The organism is Bifidobacterium asteroides (assembly GCF_009683175.1).
GTDB classification, from domain to species: domain Bacteria; phylum Actinomycetota; class Actinomycetes; order Actinomycetales; family Bifidobacteriaceae; genus Bombiscardovia; species Bombiscardovia asteroides_H.
In genome coordinates this window covers 293,120-310,469 of sequence record NZ_WKKW01000002.1, presented here as the reverse complement: position 1 = coordinate 310,469, position 17,350 = coordinate 293,120, and the positions used below count along the sequence as shown (strand labels likewise).

Here is a 17,350-nt window from a genome sequence, read left to right as displayed (position 1 = left end):
CATGAGCCTCATACCGGGTGTGCAGTTGGTCAGGCGGGCGGACGGGTCCGTGGCCCAGCTGCACGCCCTGGGCATGCTGAAAGACGGTGGCCGCTGGCTGGCCTATGGCGAGATCAAGACCGGGGGTAGCCGGTTCGGAGGAATCTGCTGCTACACCACTGAGGACTTCGTTCACTGGCACGATCTGGGCTGTGCTCTGCCAGTTGGGGCTCCGGGAGGGATGACCTCTCCGGAGCGGATCGTGGAGCGCCCCCGGGTTCTGCGCTGTCCAGCCAACGGGCTCTATGTCATGTACCTGCATGTGGACGGTGAGGGTGATTACCGTTACGCCCATGTGGGCACGGCTGTCAGCGAACGGCCCGAGGGACCCTTCCGGCCTCTTTCAACCATGCGGTTCGGCATGAATGCCAGCCGTGACATCTTCGCCTTCCAGGACCGGGATGGCAGCGGGTATCTGGTCTCCGAGGACCGGGATCAGGGAACCCACATCTACCGGCTCTCAAGGGACTATCTGTCTCTGGTGGAGGATCTGGCCTGTCTGCGTGGCCGGGACGGCCGCTTCGGCTATGAGTCCCCCATCCTCCTGCACCGGGGCGACTGGTACTACTGGTTTGGTTCGCAGTTGACCGGTTGGGACTGCAATGACAACATGGTGGCTGTTTCGCGGGACTTGCGCGGGCCTTGGGGCCCATGGAAGCCTGTGGCGCCTCTGGGAACGCAGACCTACCAGTCGCAGTGCGACGCCATCGTGCCCCTGTCAGAGGATCCAGCCCTGCCCTGCCTGTACATCGGAGATCGGTGGCGACCGGACCACCTGGGCGAATCTCCGCTGGTGACCCTGCCCATATCGATTGACGACGGTTGCGTTCGTCTGCTATGGCGGGAACAATGGGATCCAGGAAAGGGGTGGCGATGAAGCGCTTCGCAGTGGGATACGAGTTCCTGTGCCGAATCATCATGATGATATTCGTAGTCCATGTGGCCTTTCTGGCTCACACTCTGCTGGGACTGGTACTGGTTGGATTCTTCCCCTCCATGGCGGCCACATGCACCACTTACCGGACTTGGCTGCTGGACCTGAGGGACCGCTCATGGACGGTCAAGCAAACCTGGATGATCTTCCACCGGGCCTGGCGCTCAGAACTGGTCGCGGCCAACCGCTTCGGATGGCCCCAGTTCCTGGTCTGGGCCCTCCTGATCTGGGAGTACTGGTTGACCATGATCAATGATATGGGCACCCTGACACCGGTGGTCTCCGGGCTGCTCCTCCTGCTCAACCTGCTGTATGGGCTCTTCGTCCTGCTCAGTTGGCCGGTGCGGTCCAACTTCGACGAGGGGCCGCTCTGGGCAACCCGGACCGCCCTGTCCATGGTGGTTGGGCGTCCCCTATGCTCCCTGATGGTCCTGGCCCTGCTCATGATCACGGGCTGGGCCTACTACACCTGGCCGGGTCTGGCTGTGACCTTTGGCCTGGCCGTGCCGCTTTTTGCAGACATGGCTGCCGTTTATTCCTGGGGACGGCTGCCGGGCATGGACGTTCATGTGCTCGAACCTGCCAAAAAGCGAGTCAGCGGGTCAGGGCCCGCTTCAAAATCCGATACTCGCTCTCGGTGATGGGCATGATGGAGCCGTGGCGCTTGGTCAGCCGGCCGAAGTTCATGTCCGTGACCAGGGCCCAGTCCTGCCGCTCTTTGGATGACAGATCGGCCGAGCGGAAGGGCAGATAGCCCCGGCCCTCGGCAAACTGGTCGCAGATCAGGCCGAAGGGCATGGCCCTGCCGTCGGGTCCGGTGGCATCGGCATCGTTGTAGAGGAAGAGCTCAGGGCCCTCCAGATAGCGTGAGGAGTAGCGTCCCTGGCCGAAGATGTCGGTCAGGTTGGACAGGTAGGACCAGGCCTGGTCGTCGTCCGTGCGCACCAGCTCATGGGTGACCGCATAGGGGTTGCGGGTGCGTTCCAGGGTGATCTGGTCATCCTTGGAGGCCCGGTACCACCAGCCGTCGGGTGCCTTGAGCATGGTCGTGTCGATGATCCCGTTGCTGCGGTCGATCCACTTGACCGGACGGGAGAAGGTGATCAGGTCAGCGCTGGTGGCGTAGTACATGTTGATGCCGTCGCCCAGCTCATTGGCCAGGTCGGCTGCGGCCGGGCCCTCGGCGCTGTCGGCGGCAGCCGTGGCCCAGAAGACTATCCATTGCTCCTTGTCGGCATCCCAGCAGGCCTCCGGTGCCCAGGCCATGCCGGCCTTGGGAATGGCCGAGGCAACATCCACCAGGCGGGGCCTGCCCCAGTGGGCCAGGTCAGGTGAATCCCAGATGACCAGGCCGGTGGAACCGTTCACGGTGGCCTTGCCCTCCTGCCAGCCGCCCCTGTGGTAGACGGACAGATCGGTGGCGATGATGTGGAAGAGGCCGTCTGGTCCCCGGACGATATAGGGGTCGCGCACGCCGCCCTCGCCATCGCTCCAGGTCAGCACCGGATCTCCCTGGGCCCGCAGATCATGCCAGTGCAGGCCATCGCGGCTGAGGGCGAAGTAGAGCTGCTCATCCGTCTCAGCCTGTTCATGACCGGTGAAGTGGACGAAGAGGTAGGCGCTGGTCGCCTCGAACGAGGGTTGCCAATCCGTAGACATGTTCCACCTTTCCTGCTTACGGCAACGGTACCGCGGCGGCGGGGGACCGGCGGACGGACGGCGGGCGCTTCTTCGCTCTTCCGTTCCGACCGTTCCAGGGCCGTCATGGGCGATTCTAGCTGCCGACCTTCCCTTTGACAGAGCCGGTCGTCCGGGCGGGTCGCGGTTTGGGTGGCATGGGACCCTAGACTGTGGACCATGAGCAGGCATCATCGCGACCGCAGCTGGGCTCCCGACCCCGAGCCGCTGCCCGAAGGCATTGGAGTCATCGACGATCATACCCACATGGCCTCTGTGGTCCCCTTTGCCCAGGAGATGGACCGGCAGGCCAGGGAGCGCGGGCAGGATCCGGTCCCCGTCCGCACGGTCGACCAGCAGCTGGCAAGGGCCCGGGCCGTGGGCGTGGTCGGGGCCATCGACGTGGGCTGCGAGTTGCCCCATCTGCAGACGGCTGTAGACATGGCCCTGGCCCATCCCGGGGTGGTTCACGCAGCCCTGGCCATCCATCCCAATGAGGCCGTCCTTCACGGCCATCGAGGGGTGCCGGGACCGGACGGACTGCCACTGAAATATCAGCCCTGGCATGAGATCACCTTCGAGCAGGCGCTTGAGGAGGTCGTCCGCCTGGCTCGCGCATATCCCGACCAGGTGGTGGCCATTGGGGAGACGGGCATGGACCTCTTCCGGACCGGTCAGGGGGCCGAAGAGATTCAGCGGCAGGCCTTCCGCGATCACATCGCCCTGGCCAAGGAGTTGGGCTTGCCAATGCAGATCCACGACCGCGACGCCCATCAGCAGGTCATTGAGACCCTGCTGGAGGACGGTGCCCCTGAGCGCACGATCTTCCACTCCTATTCGGGGGATGCACAGATGGCCCGAGTGGCTGCCGAGCATGGCTGGTATTTGAGTTTCTCGGGGACGGTCTCATACAAGGGCAACGAGGGAATCCGCCAGGCCCTGTCCGTGGTCGGCATGGACCACATCATGGTGGAGACCGATGCGCCCTACCTGAGTCCCATGCCCTATCGGGGACGCACCAACTCCCCATACATGATTCCCTACACCCTGCGTGCCATGGCCGATGCCCTGGACCGCCCCCTGGCCCAAGTGGCCGAAGCGACGGCAGCCACCACGCGCCGTGTTTATGGCCTGTGAGGGATGTCCGACGGACGGTGCCAGGCCGGGATTAAGCTTATGGTGTGTCGCGGTCTGAATCGCCCCTGCCAAGTGTGGGGGGAGAGTGCTACGGTTGTCGTCGCACGTGTGCGCAAACAGCAACATACGGCACCCGGAAGTAGATGAGTGAAGGCATTGGCCGATGGAGGGCTCTATGGCGGATGAGCGGCATGAGTTGGCGGCTCAGGATGATGGCAGGGGCGCTGACGAACCACCCCGGTTATCCGGTGAAAAAGCGGCGAAGCCGACGGCGGCCTCCCGTAAGGGTCGGTTGACGAAAGAATCGATACTTCCCCCGGAGAGCTTTACCAAGGCACCAAAGATTTCGGCCAAATCCCGCACCCGGGAGGAAGAGAACGAGCTCAAGCGTGTCCGGCGCGAGGCCCAGCGGGCGGCCCAGCGTCGCCGAACCCCGCCGAAGGGTCCTCTGGGCCGCTGGTGGCGGCGGGTGCAGTCCTCACCTGACAGGATCAGTCTGGGCATGTGCATCGTGGCCCTAGGGGTGGTCTACGGCGACATCGGCACCTCGCCCCTATACACCATGCAGGCCTTCGTGGCCGGGCAGGGCGGTATGGCCAGTGTGGACAGGGCGGCCGTGCTGGGCATGCTCTCCCTGGTCTTCTGGTCCATCACGCTGATTACCACGGTCAAATACGTCCTGGTGGCCATGCGCATCGACAACAAGGGCGAGGGCGGCATCTTCGCCCTGTACACCCTGGTCCGGCACTACGGCAAATGGCTGGCCATCCCGGCCATGGTCGGCGGCGCAGCCTTCCTGGCTGATTCTGTGTTGACCCCTGCGGTCTCCATATCCTCTGCAGTCGAAGGCCTCAAGACCATCCCTGTGCTGACTCCGATCTTCCGTGAAAACGGAAATCTGACCATGGTCATCACCTTCGTGATCATCCTGATCCTGTTTGCGGTCCAGTCGCGCGGAACCGAGCGGATCGGCAAGGTCTTCGGCAGCGTGGTCATGGTCTGGTTCGCCTTCCTGGCCCTGATCGGCATCTACTGCATAGGCGACGACTGGTCCATCTTCGAGGCGCTGAATCCGGTCTACGGGATTCGCTTCCTCTTCAGCCCGCAGAATCCGGTGGGTCTGACCATCATGGGCACGGTCTTCCTGTCGACCACGGGAGCCGAGGCTCTCTATTCCGATATGGGCCACGTGGGCCGCGGCAACATCTACGCCACCTGGCCTTTCATCAACATCGCCCTGGTCTTCAACTACTTCGGCCAGGGGGCCTGGATCCTGCGTAACAGCGACAATAAGGCCCTGCAGGGTGTGGATGGGCTCAACCCCTTCTTCCAGATGATGCCCACCACCGTGCGTTACGTGGCGGTCCTCCTGTCGGTGACGGCCGGCGTCATCGCCTCGCAGGCCCTGATAACGGGCGCCTTCACCATGGTCTCGGAGGCCACCGGCCTCAACTGGATGCCCCACCTGCAGGTGCGCTACCCGGCGCGTACCCGCGGCCAGCTCTACATCCCCACCATCAACTGGGTCCTGTGCGCGGCCACGCTGACGGTGCTGGCCATCTTCAAGGATTCCGAACACATCTCGGCCGCCTACGGATTGGCCCTGACGGTGACCATGATTACCACAACCGTCCTGCTGGCCGACTATATCTGGCACGACGGCAAGCGGGCGCTCTCCCTGCTCTTCGCCTTGGTCTTCCTGGCCATCCAGATCCTCTTCTTCATGGCCTCAATGGCCAAGTTCATGCACGGCGGCTGGTTCACCATGCTGCTGACTGCGGCCATCCTCTACATCATGTACACCTGGGATGTGGGCACCAAGGTGGAGCGCTCGCAGCGGCGGCATATGACGGCCAAGGAGTGCCTGCCCGCCCTGGAGATGCTCCACAACGACTTCCGCGTCCCTTACTATGCGGACAACCTGGTCTATCTGACCTCGGACGCGGAGATGCGGCGGCTGGACACCGACATCTTCTTCTCCATCTTCGCCAACCGACCCAAGCGGGCCCGGGCCTGGTGGGCCGTCTCGGTCCAGACCACGGACGCCCCCTACACCCGCAAGTACTCGGTGGAGAACTTCGGCACCAACTACCTCTTCCGTGTGCGCATGAGGCTTGGCTTCAAGGTGGACCAGAATGTGGCCACCTACCTGCACCAGATCATGCACGAGCTGATCGACAGCGGCGAGCTGCCCAAGCAGCCCTCCATCTACCCCAAGGTGGACGAGGACCCTCAGATCGGTACAGTCACCTATGTGCTGGTCCACAAGGCCCTGATGCCCGAGTCCAAGATCGACTCCCGAGGCGCCTTCTCGCTGAAGGTCAAGTACGCCATCCGCAAGGTGGCGGGCTCGCCGATCAAGTGGTTCGGCCTGGCTCCCTACAACCCCATCGTGGAAGTGCAGCCCCTGTTCGTCTCCACGCGGGCGGTTCCCAAGCTGACGCGCGTGGTCCTGCCATCCCGAAAGATCAAGGGCGGCAAGCATCACAAGGGCTGAGTGAGTGGAATCTCACCCTATGGAGTCTGGCTCAAATCGGGTCCGGGCCATAGAATTGACGGCATGGAACCTGGTGCCCGGCCTTTCCGGGCTACCGTCGAAAGGTGATGTGATGACACAAGCTCAAGCCAATATCGGAGTCGTGGGTCTGGCCGCCATGGGTGCCAGCCTGTCCAGGAACCTGGCACGGCACGGCAATACCGTAGCGGTCTACAACCGCCACTATTCGCGTACCGAGACCCTGATCCACGATCATGGCCAGGAGGGCCACTTCGTTCCGGCCAAGACCCTGCAGGAGTTCGTGGCCTCGCTGACCAAGCCCCGCACGGCCATCATCATGGTCAAGGCCGGGGATCCCACCGACCAGATGATCAATGATCTGGCCGACCTCATGGAGCCGGGTGACATCATCGTGGATGCCGGCAACGCCTACTTCAAGGACACCATCCGCCGTGAAAAGGCCATTAGGGCCCGTGGGCTGCACTTCGTGGGCTGTGGCGTCTCAGGCGGTGAGCAGGGCGCCCTCTTGGGACCCTCCATGATGCCCGGTGGGACCGATGAGTCCTGGAAGACCCTGGGGCCCATCCTGGAGTCCATCGCAGCCAAGGTCGATGGTGAACCCTGCGTCACCCACATCGGCACCGATGGGGCGGGCCACTTCGTCAAGATGGTCCACAACGGCATTGAGTATGCCGATATGCAGGTGATTGCCGAGTCCTATGACCTGATGCGCCGGGGCCTGGGCATGGAGCCTGAGGCCATCGCCCAGGTCTTCGAGGAGTGGAACCAGGGGGATCTGAACTCCTACCTGGTGCAGATCACCGCCGAGGTGCTCCATCACACCGATGCCACCACAGGCAAGCCCTTCATCGACATCGTCACCGACCAGGCCGGCATGAAGGGCACCGGCACCTGGACCGTGCAGACCGCGCTGGACCTTGCCGTGCCCGTGACCGGCATCGGCGAGGCCGTCTTCGCCCGGGGACTTTCCTCTTCACCGGAGTTGCGCAACCAGGCGGCCCAGGAGGGTCTGAAGGGTCCACAGCCCAAGGCCGTCATGGCTGATCTGGCTTCCGACCCCGAGGCCCGCAAGTCCTTCATCGAGGACATCCGCCAGGCTCTCTACGCCTCCAAGATCGTGGCCTATGCCCAGGGATTCAACGAGATGCAGGAGGGCGCACAGGTCTATGGTTGGAAGCTGGACATGGGTGCCATCGCCCGCATCTGGCGCGGCGGCTGCATCATCCGGGCCAAGTTCCTGAACCGGATCTCCGATGCTTACGCCTCCGGCCGTGAGCCGGGCTCCCTGCTCTTCGACCCCTTCTTCAAGCAGGCGGTCGAGCAGGCCCAGGACTCCTGGCGGCGTGTTGTGGCCCGTGCCACCCAGGCCGGCATCCCCATCCCCGTCTTCGCCAGCTCCCTGTCCTACTACGACGGGCTGCGTTCAGATAGGCTCCCCGCCGCCCTGATCCAGGGGCAGCGCGACCTCTTCGGCGCCCACACCTATGGGCGCGTGGATCAGCCAGGCGCCTTCCACACCCTCTGGGCCGAGGACAAGTCCGAGATCAAGCAGGACTGAACCTGTCGCCAAAACCACAAGGGCCCGCCCAACCACAAGTCGGTTGGGCGGGCATTTTGTCATCCTGTCAGTGGATCTTGGCTGTGGATTCCCGGACCACCAGCCGGCAGTCGGCAATCGTCCGGGTTGGAGGGCGATCATCGTCGTCGCCTTGTAGGCGGGCCAGGAGGGCATCCACCGCCTTGCGGGCCAGGTCCTCCTTGTCGGTGCTGATGGTGGTCAGCGAAGGTATATAGGACTCTCCCTCCTGGATGCCGTCGAATCCCATGACGGCCAGGTCCCGGGGAACCTCCACGCCGCATTCGTGCAGTCCTCGGATCAGGCCCAGGGCCAGGGAGTCGGTCATGCAGAAGATGCCGTCAAAGGGCAGGTCGGACGTCTCTGCCAAATGATGGCCCAGGTCATGGGCCAATTCCCCGTCCCAGCGATCCAGGGGCAGGAAGTCTTCGCGCCGGGCCTCGATTCCGGCGGCCTTCAGGGTCTTCAGGCAGCCTGCCACCCTACGGCCACGGACTGAGTGCCGTTGGACCGGATCGGTGCTGGCCGCCATGTCGGCACCCACCACGCCTATTCGTCGGCATCCACAGTCCAGCAGGTGCTGCACGGCCATGGCGGCTCCCTCGAAACCGGCCGTCATGACCGAGTCGAAGACCGGCTCGGCTGAGGGGTCGTCCAGCAGGACCAGAGGCTTGCCATCGGCCAGCTCCTGCATCTCCTCATTGGTAATGCTGCCTGGACTGAAGATGGTGCCGTCGCAGAGCTGGCTGGTCACATGCCGCAGGATGGAGACCTCGTCCTGTTTGGAGTTGGAGGTCTGCTGGATGATGGCCTGCATGCCGTGGGCGTTGATCTGCCGGGAGATGGCCGCACTCATCTGCGCAGGGTAGGGCTTATCCAGCTCGAAGATGGCCACGCCGATGATGCCGCTCTTGCCTGAGCGCAGGCTTCTGGCCGACAGATTGGCCGAGTAGCGGAGCTTGTGGGCGGCAAGCAGGACCCTGCGCCTGGTGTCATCCGCTATGCGGGTATCGCCTCGAAGGGCATAGGAGGCAGTGGCCCGAGAGACCTGCGCCTCCTTGGCCACGTCGCTCATCGTCACCATCTCTCGCACCTTTCCCGGGGTTCAGCCATTATCTTAGGCACCTGGGTGGCCTTATCGGAATGTAATTGACACGATTCAATCAACGTGCTATACCATATTGTGACAGCAGTTGAATCGTGTCAATTCCCGGGTCTCGACGTTGAACAGCCCGGAAGGAAGTTCAGAGGATTGATTGCAAGGAGGAGTCATGAAGCTGAAGCGAGCATGGAAGGGCATAGCTGCGGCGTTGGGGGTCGGCGTGTTGGTGTCGGCCATGGGTGCCTGCGGGGCTGGTGGCGCTGACGGGTCCAAGACCACGCTGACCTTCCTGTCATGGAACAACGAACAGGTCATGAGGCCATACATCGACCAATTCGAGCAACAGAACCCGGGGATCAAGGTGGACTTCAGCTACTCGCCGCCGACCCCCGAGTACATCCAGACCCTGCAGACCCGACTGGTCGGCAACCAGGCCCCGGATGTGTTCATCATCACCTCCGAGAACAAGGCTGACCTGATCAAGAACGGCTACGTGCGGGACCTGACCAACGAGCCCTTCATGCGCAACATCTCCCAGGCCAACAAGGACTTCGTCAGTCATGAGGGCAAGGTCTACGGTATGTCCGTGTCCTCCTGGGCCTCCGGCATCGTCTACAACAAGGACCTGCTGGCCAAGGCTGGCGCCAAGGAGGTTCCGGAGACCTGGGACGGGTTCCTGCAGCTGTGCAAGAAGCTCAAGGCCGCCGGGGTCACGCCCTTCCTGGAGACCATCGCCGATGGCCCCAGCAGGATTCCCGATGCCTTCATGGGCTCGCAGTTCGACAGGGACAAGGTCGATGTGACCAGTCTGATCGACCGTCGCCCCCAAAAGCCCGGCAGCGACCAACGCGAGGCGGCTGCGGCCTGGATGAAGCTCTACGACCAGGGCCTGGTCACCCGGGATACGGTCGGCATCAGCGGCGACGACATGAAGACCCAGTTCATCAATGGCCAGGTGGCCATGATCTGCACCGGCCCCTGGGATCTGCCATCCATTGGCCAGGCCGGGCTCAAGTATGGCATGGCCCCCATGCCGCTCATGGAGAAGGGCATGGTCAATTACGCCCAGGGATCGCCATCGCCTGCCTACGCCATCTACTCCCATCTCAAGGGCGACAAGCTCAAGGCCGCCCGGAAGTTCCTGACCTTCATGGACAGCCACTGGGCCCTGCAGCGTTCGGCCGACAACGGGGATGCCATCACCGTCCAGGGGTTCAAGGCCAAGGTCAAGCCCGAGTACGAGCAGGTCTATCGAGCCAACGTGCAGCCGGGCCATTACTTCCTGTTGATGAACTTCTATGCCAAGCCTGATGTGCTGACCACGGTCCGCCAGTCCGAGACCCAGCAGCTGGTGCAGGGGTCCATCAATCTGGATCAGTGGGCCAAGGCCATTGACGACAAGATGGCCTCGGTCAAGTAGGAAGGGCTGGAACATGGCTTCCCAATCCTCGGCAGAACGTGCCAACGCCCATCGGCGGCGCATGGTCGGCCTGCGGCAGGATCTGACCTCTTTCTGGTTCCTCCTGCCCATCCTGGCCGTCTTCGTCATCCTCTTCGCGGTGCCGCTGGTGCAGACCATCATCTACTCGGTGACCGACTTCAACGGCTACAGCCTGAACATGCACTATGTGGGCTGGAAGAACTATCACAGCGTGTTCACCGATTCCTCGACCATGCAGGGTCTGGTGTTCACCATCCTGTATGCCGTGGCCCAGACGGTTCTGGTGACCATCTTCGCCATCCCCCTGGCCGTCACCCTGAACCGGAAGTTCTGGGGCCGCAACTTCGCCCGTTCCCTATTCTTCTTCTTCAGCGTGCCTTCGCTGGCCATCATGGGCATGGTCTGGAAGTACATCTTCTCGCCCATGAAGTCAGGTGTCTTCAACACCATCCTGGGCGTCTTCGGCCTGGGACCGGTGCCCTGGCTGTCCAATTCGACCCTGGCCCGGTGCTGTGTCATCTTCATCGCGGTCTGGGCGCAGATCGGCTGGCATGCCACACTCTACCTGGCCTTCCTGCAGTCCATTCCCGGAGACCTCTATGAGCAGGCCACGGTGGACGGGGCCACCAGACGCCAGCAGTTCGTCCACATCACCCTGCCCCAGCTGATTCCGGGCATCGTCACCTCCAGCTTCCTGCTCATGTCAGGAGGCCTCAAGGTCTACGACCTGCCCTACACCATGACCAAGGGCGGCCCCGGGTACTCCACCTATACGGTGACCCAGTCCATCATTCAGCAGGGCATCGGCCAGTCCCAGTACGGGCTGGGTTCGGCCCTGGCGGTCCTGTTCACCGTGGCCACGGCCCTGGTGGTCTTCGCTCAGATGGGCGCCGCCAGCCTGATTTCCAGGAGGTTCCAATGAGCAGCAGCAAGAACTCGACTCTGACACTGAGCCAGCGGGAACGGCGGCGTTCGGTGGTCAGGAGCGTGGTGGTGCTGATCATCGCCCTGATCTGCGCTGTGCCCCTCTGGTACATCCTGATCAACACCTTCAAGACCGTCCCCGACATGGCCACCAATCCGCTGGGTCTGCCCAAGCAGTGGACGCTGCGCAACTACACGCGGGCCTTCGCTACGGTGCCTATCGTCCGCAGCCTGGTCAACACCCTGATCGTCACCTTCTTCGGCGTCCTCTTCCAGGTGCTGATCGGAGCCCTGGCCGCCTATGGGATGATTCTGCGCAAGTCGATCTTCACCTCGGTCATAGGGGTGATCCTCATGATCGCCTTCGTCATTCCCACCCAGTCCACCCTGATTCCCCTCTACCGGATGGAGTCCAGCGTGGGGTTGGTCAACACGCTCCTGGGCCTGATCGTCATGTACCTGGGCGGGGCGGTCTTCTGCTACTTCCTGATTGTGGGCTACATGCAGTCCCTGCCCTTCGAGGTCATCGAGGCCGCCAGGATCGACGGGGCCGGTCCCCTAAGGATCTTCTGGAACATCGTGCTGCCGCTGATCAGGCCCATCCTGACCACGGTGGTGGTCTTCCAGACCATGTCGACCTGGAACGACTTCATGACGGCCAACGTCTTCATCAGCAGCTCCAACCTGCGCACCATCGTTCTGCAGGTCTACAACGCAGTCGGCCAGTTCACCACTGATTGGCCCAGCTTCATGACCATCACGGTCCTGGCCCTAATCCCGGTCTTCGTCTTCTTCATCTTCTGCCAGAAGTGGATCGTCTCCGGGCTGGTTGCCGGCGCGGTCAAGGGGTAAGGCGGCTAGTCGGAAGGTCGTAGTCAATGGCGGCGGTCGGAGGTTCCGGCCGCCGCATTCATGAAGGATCGGAGTCAAAGTCCATGGAGGAAATCGCAAACGCACATCAAGGGTCGGAGGGGACCGGCTTGGCGAGTAACCCCCTGCATCGCTACTGCGCGGACCCGGATCTGGTCATGATCGGGGACCGCTGGTACCTCTACTGCACCGAGGACGGTCTGCCTGAATGGTCCTCGCATGCCTTCTACGTTTATGAATCCGGGGACCTGTGCCACTGGACCCGCAGAAAAATCCTGGACCTGGACCAGGTTCCCTGGTGGCATGGGGGACAGGGCGCCTGGGCTCCCTGCCTGTTGGTGCGCCAGGGACGCTGCATCCTGTATTTTGTGGCCGACGGGCAGATCGGCCAGGCCGTCGCTCCCGGTCCAACCGGCCCCTTCCGGGCGGCCCAGGGGCCTTTCATCGCCCGGGGGGACTACGACTGCCTGCCCATCGATCCTTCGGTCTTTGTGGATGACGACGATGCGCCCTATCTGCTCTGGGGCAATGGCCGTGCCTACATGGGGCGGCTGAGCCCGGACGGCCTGCGTCTGGAAGAAGGCTCAGTGCGCTCCGCCGTGCCCGACAACTTCCGCGAAGCCATCACTGTCTGTCGACGGGGAGACACCTACTATGCCTCCTGGTCGGAGAACGACACCAGGGATCCGAGCTACCGGATCCGCTGGTCCAGTGCGCCATCGCTGGACGGGCCTTGGGCCGCACCCGAGGTCCTGATCCAGGCCGATCGTGCCAAGGGGATCCTGGCCACGGGGCACCACTGCATCACCCGCGTGCCGGGCCGGGATGACTGGATTGTGGCCTACCACAGGTTCGCCAGGGACGGCCAAGGCGACGGCTGCCATCGCGAAATCGTCTTTGCCCCCTTGGATTTCGCTGATGACGGTGCCATGGTCCAGGTCCGTCCGCAGGTGGGATCCTACTGGTACCCGGCTCGGGACCGGGTCACTCCCTGACGATGGGGTGGCCGCCGAAGGCGCTGCGCAGGGCGGAGACCACCTTCATGGTCATGGGGTCCTCGATCTTGGAGGACTGACGGGCGTAGAGGGCCGAGGTGATGGCGGGTGTGGGCACCCCCAGCTCCAGGGCGTCCGCAATCATCCACTTGGTCTCGCCGGTCTCATCGGCCTCGCCGGCGATCCCGCTCAGGTGCGGGTCCTCCTTCAGGGCCTGGGCCAGCAGGTCCAGCAGCCAGGACTGGATGACCGAGCCCTTACGCCAGGACTCCACCACTTCGCCAGGCTCCTTGATCAGGTCGGAGGCCTCCAGAACCGCGTACCCCTCTGCCAGGGCCTGCATCATCCCATACTCGATGCCGTTGTGGACCATCTTGGCATAGTGGCCTGCGCCGGTGCCTCCCGCGTGGACCAGACCGTAGTCACCCTCGGGCTTCAGGGTGTCCAGGATGGGCTGGATCCGGGCCACATCCTGGTCCGATCCGCCGACCATAAGAGCGTAGCCCTTCTCTTTGCCCCAGATGCCGTTGGAGGTGCCCACGTCCACCAGGCCTATGCCCTTGGCAGCCAGGGCTTGGGCGTGCTCCTGATCCTGGGTGAAGCGGGTGTTGCCTCCATCCACGACCAGATCGCCCCGCTCCATCAGCTCGCCCAGCTGATCGAGAGTGGACTCGATGGGCTTGCCGGCCGGAACCATGACCCAGATCACCCGGGGGGCCTCGAGGGCCTGGACCAGGGCCCCAAGGCTGTCAACATCCCTGCCCGAGTCCGGAGCGATGTCGTAGCCGACCACCTGGTGGCCGCCGGTGCGCAGGCGGTCCGCCATGTTCTTGCCCATGCGTCCCAGGCCAATCATGCCAATCTTCATAGTGTCAGTTCCTCTCCCTTGACTGCAACAGTGTGAAGTTGACCGCGATGGTTGCTGATCGGCCGCGGTCGGGCCGATTTGTCGGTGCTACTGGCGGGCTGCCTGCCGGGCGCGCTCGGCCTGAACCTGGGCGGTGTGCGCCTTGACATCGCACTGCAGGCCCAGGGTGTCGATGACCTCTTCGGCCTCGATCTCAGGGGACATGCGCAGACCCACGTCGATGGTCAGGTGGACCTCGTCCGGTCCCAGGGGCTCCAGGTCATCGAACTGGGAGCGCAGCATCTGCGGTTTCATGAAGTGGCCCTTCCGCTTGGAGAGCCGTTCCATGATGGAGTCGTAGTCCCCGCTCAGGTGGATGAAGACCACCCCAGGCATCCGCAGCCGGTCACGATAGATCCGCTTCAGGGCCGAGCAGGTGACGGTTCCGGGCACTCCACGGCGTATGTGGTCCTCGATCCAATCATGGATGCTGTCCAGCCAGGGCCATCGGTCCTCGTCGTTCAGGGGGATGCCACGGGCCATCTTGTCGATGTTGGCCTGGGGATGGAAGTCGTCGGCCTCGGCCATGTCCCAGCCCAGCTTGTTGCCCAGGTGCTCGTTCATGGTGGTCTTGCCGCAGCCGGAGACCCCCATGATGACCAGAATCGGCGTGCGGCCTTGGAAGTAGTTCGGGGGAACCGTGTTGTCCACTGCCGCGGGGACCTTGGGCTCCGGGTGATCCTCTGCGCTCAAGGCGTCGGAGTTCTTCAACGATGTGTCGATCATGTGCAACCTTTCTGAAAAGTGATCCGGCAATGACGCTCAGGCGGTGATGGGCACAAAGATGCTGGCGATCATGACCAGGACCAGGACCACTACCGACAGCAGGCATTCCAGAACCGACCAGGTCTTCAGGGTCTCGCCGACACTCAGGCCGAAGTACTCCTTGATCAGCCAGAAGCCAGCGTCGTTGAGGTGGGAGAGGAAGATGGAGCCGGCGCCGATGGCGATGACCAGGAGTGTGGTTGCCATGGAGCCCGCATGCATCATGGTCATGGCGTTGCTGAGGATGCCGGCCGTGGTCAGGATGGAGACGGTGGCCGATCCTGTGGCGATGCGCACAAAGACGGCGATGACCCAGCCCAGCAGGAAGATGGAGATGTTGGAGTTCTCCACAAAGGTGCCGATGATCTTGCCGATGCCGGTGGAGACCAGTACGCCCTTGAAGCCGCCGCCTGCGCCCACGATCAGCAGGATGCCTGCCACTGCGGGCAGCGAGGCTCCCAGGGAGTCATTGACGGTCTTCCAGGAGATGCCCGAGGCCGCCTTGAGGACCAGCATGGAGACAATCAGCGCTATGGCCAGGGCCATGACCGGGTTGCCGATGAAGTTGATGGTCTGTGCCAGTCCGTCCGTGCGGTCCTTGAACCCGGGAATGGCGATTTCGAAGATGGAGGTCAGCAGCATGAGGACTGCCGGCAGCAGGATGCAGCAGACCGAGAGGGCGAAGGATGGCAGCCGGGTCTCTTCCTTGCCGGCCTGCTCGCTTTTGGCCACGAAATCAGCCGGAGCCTGAATGGGCACCCAGCGGGAAGCCAGCCGGGAGAAGGCCGGGCCCACGACGACCAGGGTGATGAGGGCGAAGGGGATACCGAACATCATGGTCATGCCCACATTGCCGGTCTGCTTGAACTGGCTCAGGGCCGCCAGGGGACCAGGGTGGGGAGGCACACAGGCGTGCATGATGGACAGGCCTGCCAGGGTGGGGATGGCCACCCGCATCAGGGGGAGCTTGGTACGGCGGGCCACCAGAATGATGACCGGGACCAGAATGACCAGGCCGACCTCGAAGAACATGGGCAGGCCGATCAGGGCGCCGATCAGAGCCATGATCCAAGGGATGGTGGCGGGCTTGGACTTGGCCACCAGGGTGTTGACCACCTGGTCAGTGGCTCCGGTGTCCATGAGGACCTTGCCGATCATGGCTCCCAAGCCGATCAGAATGCCCACGGAGCCCATGGTGTTGCCGAACTCGCCAGTGAAGCTGGTCAGGGTGGCTACGGGACCATAGCCGGAACCGATGCCGACGACCAGGGCGGCACCCAGCAGGGAGACAAAGGGATGAAGTTTGACGACAGTGACCAGGAAGATGAGCACCGCCAGGCTGAGCACCAGGCTGATGCCCAATCGGGTGGTGTTCAGGGATACGGCCTGACTCGCCGCAAGGGTCAGGAACCCTTCGGCTGTCGGTTGCGACGCTAAAAGCATTGCTGCCTCTTCTCTGAGGATGTGAACCGTTCGGCTTCGGCGGCTTCTCGGCTCTTATTTTTGCATTACGTAATATCGATAGTGTGATATTAAGTATGCCTTAACAGACAATATCTTACACGAAACTGGGACGGATTGGAAGATGGCATGCTGAGGGCAGTGTTAAGTCTCTAATTGTTTGCAGACCCCTCCGAGTCGGTTGGGAACGAGCCTGGTTGCTAGAGTGGAATTCGTGGAAAGCGCGAGCAAACCTGATGACGAAGCGGCTGCAGAAGGCACCCTGCATGATCGATTGCTGGACCAGTGGGGGGCGGCCATCGTCGATGGTGCAATCGCTCCGGGCGACCGGCTGCCCGCACCGGACCTGGACAGCCAGAGGCCTTCGCGCACGGTCACCCGAGAGGTCACCAGGGTTCTTGAGGCCATGGGTCTGGTCACTGTCAAACGCAAGGTCGGAGCCACGGTCAACCACTGTCAACTCTGGAATATCTATGATCCGCAGGTGATCGAATGGAGGCTGCGCGGACCTGACCGGGGGCGGACCCTGCACGAGCTGTCCGAACTCAGGGCATGCGTGGAGCCCATGGCTGCCCAGCTGGCGGCCAGCCGCGCTGATCAGGATCAATGGGCCAAGTTGACGCGGGCCGCCATTGATATGGTCGCCAACGCTGACCGGGCCGATGGGCCGGACTATCTTCAGGCTGACGAAACCTTCCATCGAACCCTGCTTGAGGCATCGGGCAACGCTATGTTCGCGGCGCTGGGCGATGTGATTGCCTCAGTGCTGTCTGGGCGGACCCGGCATGAGCTCATGCCCAGGAAGGCCGATGAGAAGGCTCTGCGGCTGCACGGCGACATAGCTGCCCTGGTACGTCGGGGCGACGCAGAGGGGGCACGGCATGCCATGGAGTGGATCGTCGACGAGTCCGATCGGGCTGTCGAGCAAATGACAAAAAAGGACTCTGAAGATTCCGTCCCTGTTACAGAAAAAGAATCTTCAGAGTCCCGAGATCTGTAGAGGC

General features: G+C 62.9%; 15 protein-coding genes. 10 read left to right on the top strand and 5 right to left on the bottom strand.

Translation table 11 applies throughout. The features are described from left to right. Position 1: 1 nt before the first annotated feature. Positions 2-916, top strand: a complete 915-nt coding sequence (locus GKC41_RS05285; protein ID WP_154313282.1) for a family 43 glycosylhydrolase — start codon at positions 2-4, stop codon at positions 914-916. Next, positions 913-1,614 (top strand): YesL family protein, encoded by a 702-nt coding sequence (locus GKC41_RS05280; protein ID WP_154313281.1) that lies wholly within the window; start codon positions 913-915, stop codon positions 1,612-1,614. Before GKC41_RS05285 ends, GKC41_RS05280 begins: the two co-directional genes overlap by 4 nt. Here the strand turns inward: GKC41_RS05280 and GKC41_RS05275 are convergent. Next, on the bottom strand, positions 1,568-2,632 hold the full coding sequence (locus tag GKC41_RS05275; RefSeq protein ID WP_154313280.1) for a glycoside hydrolase family 43 protein: 1,065 nt from the start codon (positions 2,630-2,632) through the stop codon (positions 1,568-1,570). The genes GKC41_RS05280 and GKC41_RS05275 overlap by 47 nt on opposite strands. 198 nt (positions 2,633-2,830) lie before the next feature. On the opposite strand from GKC41_RS05275, the gene GKC41_RS05270 reads away from it, so the two are divergent. The 3 genes from GKC41_RS05270 (at position 2,831) to gndA (ending at position 7,863) form a co-directional block, all read left to right on the top strand. Then, on the top strand, positions 2,831-3,787 hold the full coding sequence (locus GKC41_RS05270; protein WP_154313279.1) for a TatD family hydrolase: 957 nt from the start codon (positions 2,831-2,833) through the stop codon (positions 3,785-3,787). 175 nt (positions 3,788-3,962) lie between these two features. After that, the gene (locus tag GKC41_RS05265; protein ID WP_154313278.1) at positions 3,963-6,284 is read left to right on the top strand and encodes a KUP/HAK/KT family potassium transporter; all 2,322 of its coding nucleotides are present in this window, start codon (positions 3,963-3,965) and stop codon (positions 6,282-6,284) included. A 112-nt stretch (positions 6,285-6,396) separates the two neighbouring features. Further along, positions 6,397-7,863: an NADP-dependent phosphogluconate dehydrogenase gene (gene gndA, locus GKC41_RS05260; protein WP_154313277.1), complete on the top strand. Its 1,467-nt coding sequence runs from the start codon at positions 6,397-6,399 to the stop codon at positions 7,861-7,863. 67 nt (positions 7,864-7,930) lie between these two features. On the opposite strand, the gene GKC41_RS05255 is transcribed toward gndA, so the two are convergent. Continuing rightward, complete coding sequence (locus GKC41_RS05255) at positions 7,931-8,965, bottom strand: LacI family DNA-binding transcriptional regulator (protein WP_154313276.1); 1,035 nt, start codon at positions 8,963-8,965, stop codon at positions 7,931-7,933. 187 nt (positions 8,966-9,152) lie between these two features. On the opposite strand from GKC41_RS05255, the gene GKC41_RS05250 reads away from it, so the two are divergent. The 4 genes from GKC41_RS05250 (at position 9,153) to GKC41_RS05235 (ending at position 13,213) form a co-directional block, all read left to right on the top strand. Continuing rightward, positions 9,153-10,403 (top strand): ABC transporter substrate-binding protein, encoded by a 1,251-nt coding sequence (locus GKC41_RS05250; RefSeq protein WP_154313275.1) that lies wholly within the window; start codon positions 9,153-9,155, stop codon positions 10,401-10,403. Between the two features lie 13 nt (positions 10,404-10,416). Next, positions 10,417-11,346, top strand: a complete 930-nt coding sequence (locus tag GKC41_RS05245) for a carbohydrate ABC transporter permease (RefSeq protein WP_195760177.1) — start codon at positions 10,417-10,419, stop codon at positions 11,344-11,346. Beyond that, positions 11,343-12,200, top strand: coding sequence for a carbohydrate ABC transporter permease (locus tag GKC41_RS05240; RefSeq protein WP_154313274.1), 858 nt, complete (start codon positions 11,343-11,345; stop codon positions 12,198-12,200). Before GKC41_RS05245 ends, GKC41_RS05240 begins: the two co-directional genes overlap by 4 nt. 83 nt (positions 12,201-12,283) lie before the next feature. Further along, on the top strand, positions 12,284-13,213 hold the full coding sequence (locus GKC41_RS05235; RefSeq protein ID WP_154313273.1) for a family 43 glycosylhydrolase: 930 nt from the start codon (positions 12,284-12,286) through the stop codon (positions 13,211-13,213). Here the strand turns inward: GKC41_RS05235 and gnd are convergent. Genes gnd through GKC41_RS05220 form a run of 3 tightly spaced genes read right to left on the bottom strand, consistent with a single transcriptional unit; the run spans position 13,203 to position 16,328 of the window. Continuing rightward, positions 13,203-14,159: a phosphogluconate dehydrogenase (NAD(+)-dependent, decarboxylating) gene (gnd, locus tag GKC41_RS05230; protein WP_324612055.1), complete on the bottom strand. Its 957-nt coding sequence runs from the start codon at positions 14,157-14,159 to the stop codon at positions 13,203-13,205. The genes GKC41_RS05235 and gnd overlap by 11 nt on opposite strands. Before the next feature lie 9 nt (positions 14,160-14,168). After that, entirely contained in the window at positions 14,169-14,846 is a 678-nt protein-coding gene (locus GKC41_RS05225; protein ID WP_154313271.1) for a gluconokinase, read from the bottom strand. A gap of 36 nt (positions 14,847-14,882) precedes the next feature. Beyond that, a complete protein-coding gene (locus tag GKC41_RS05220) occupies positions 14,883-16,328 on the bottom strand; it encodes a GntP family permease (protein ID WP_154313270.1) in 1,446 nt (481 codons plus the stop codon). 232 nt (positions 16,329-16,560) lie between these two features. Between GKC41_RS05220 and GKC41_RS08815 the strand changes: the two genes are divergently transcribed. After that, positions 16,561-17,346, top strand: a complete 786-nt coding sequence (locus GKC41_RS08815; RefSeq protein ID WP_324612051.1) for a FadR/GntR family transcriptional regulator — start codon at positions 16,561-16,563, stop codon at positions 17,344-17,346. The last annotated feature ends 4 nt before the right edge of the window (positions 17,347-17,350 follow it).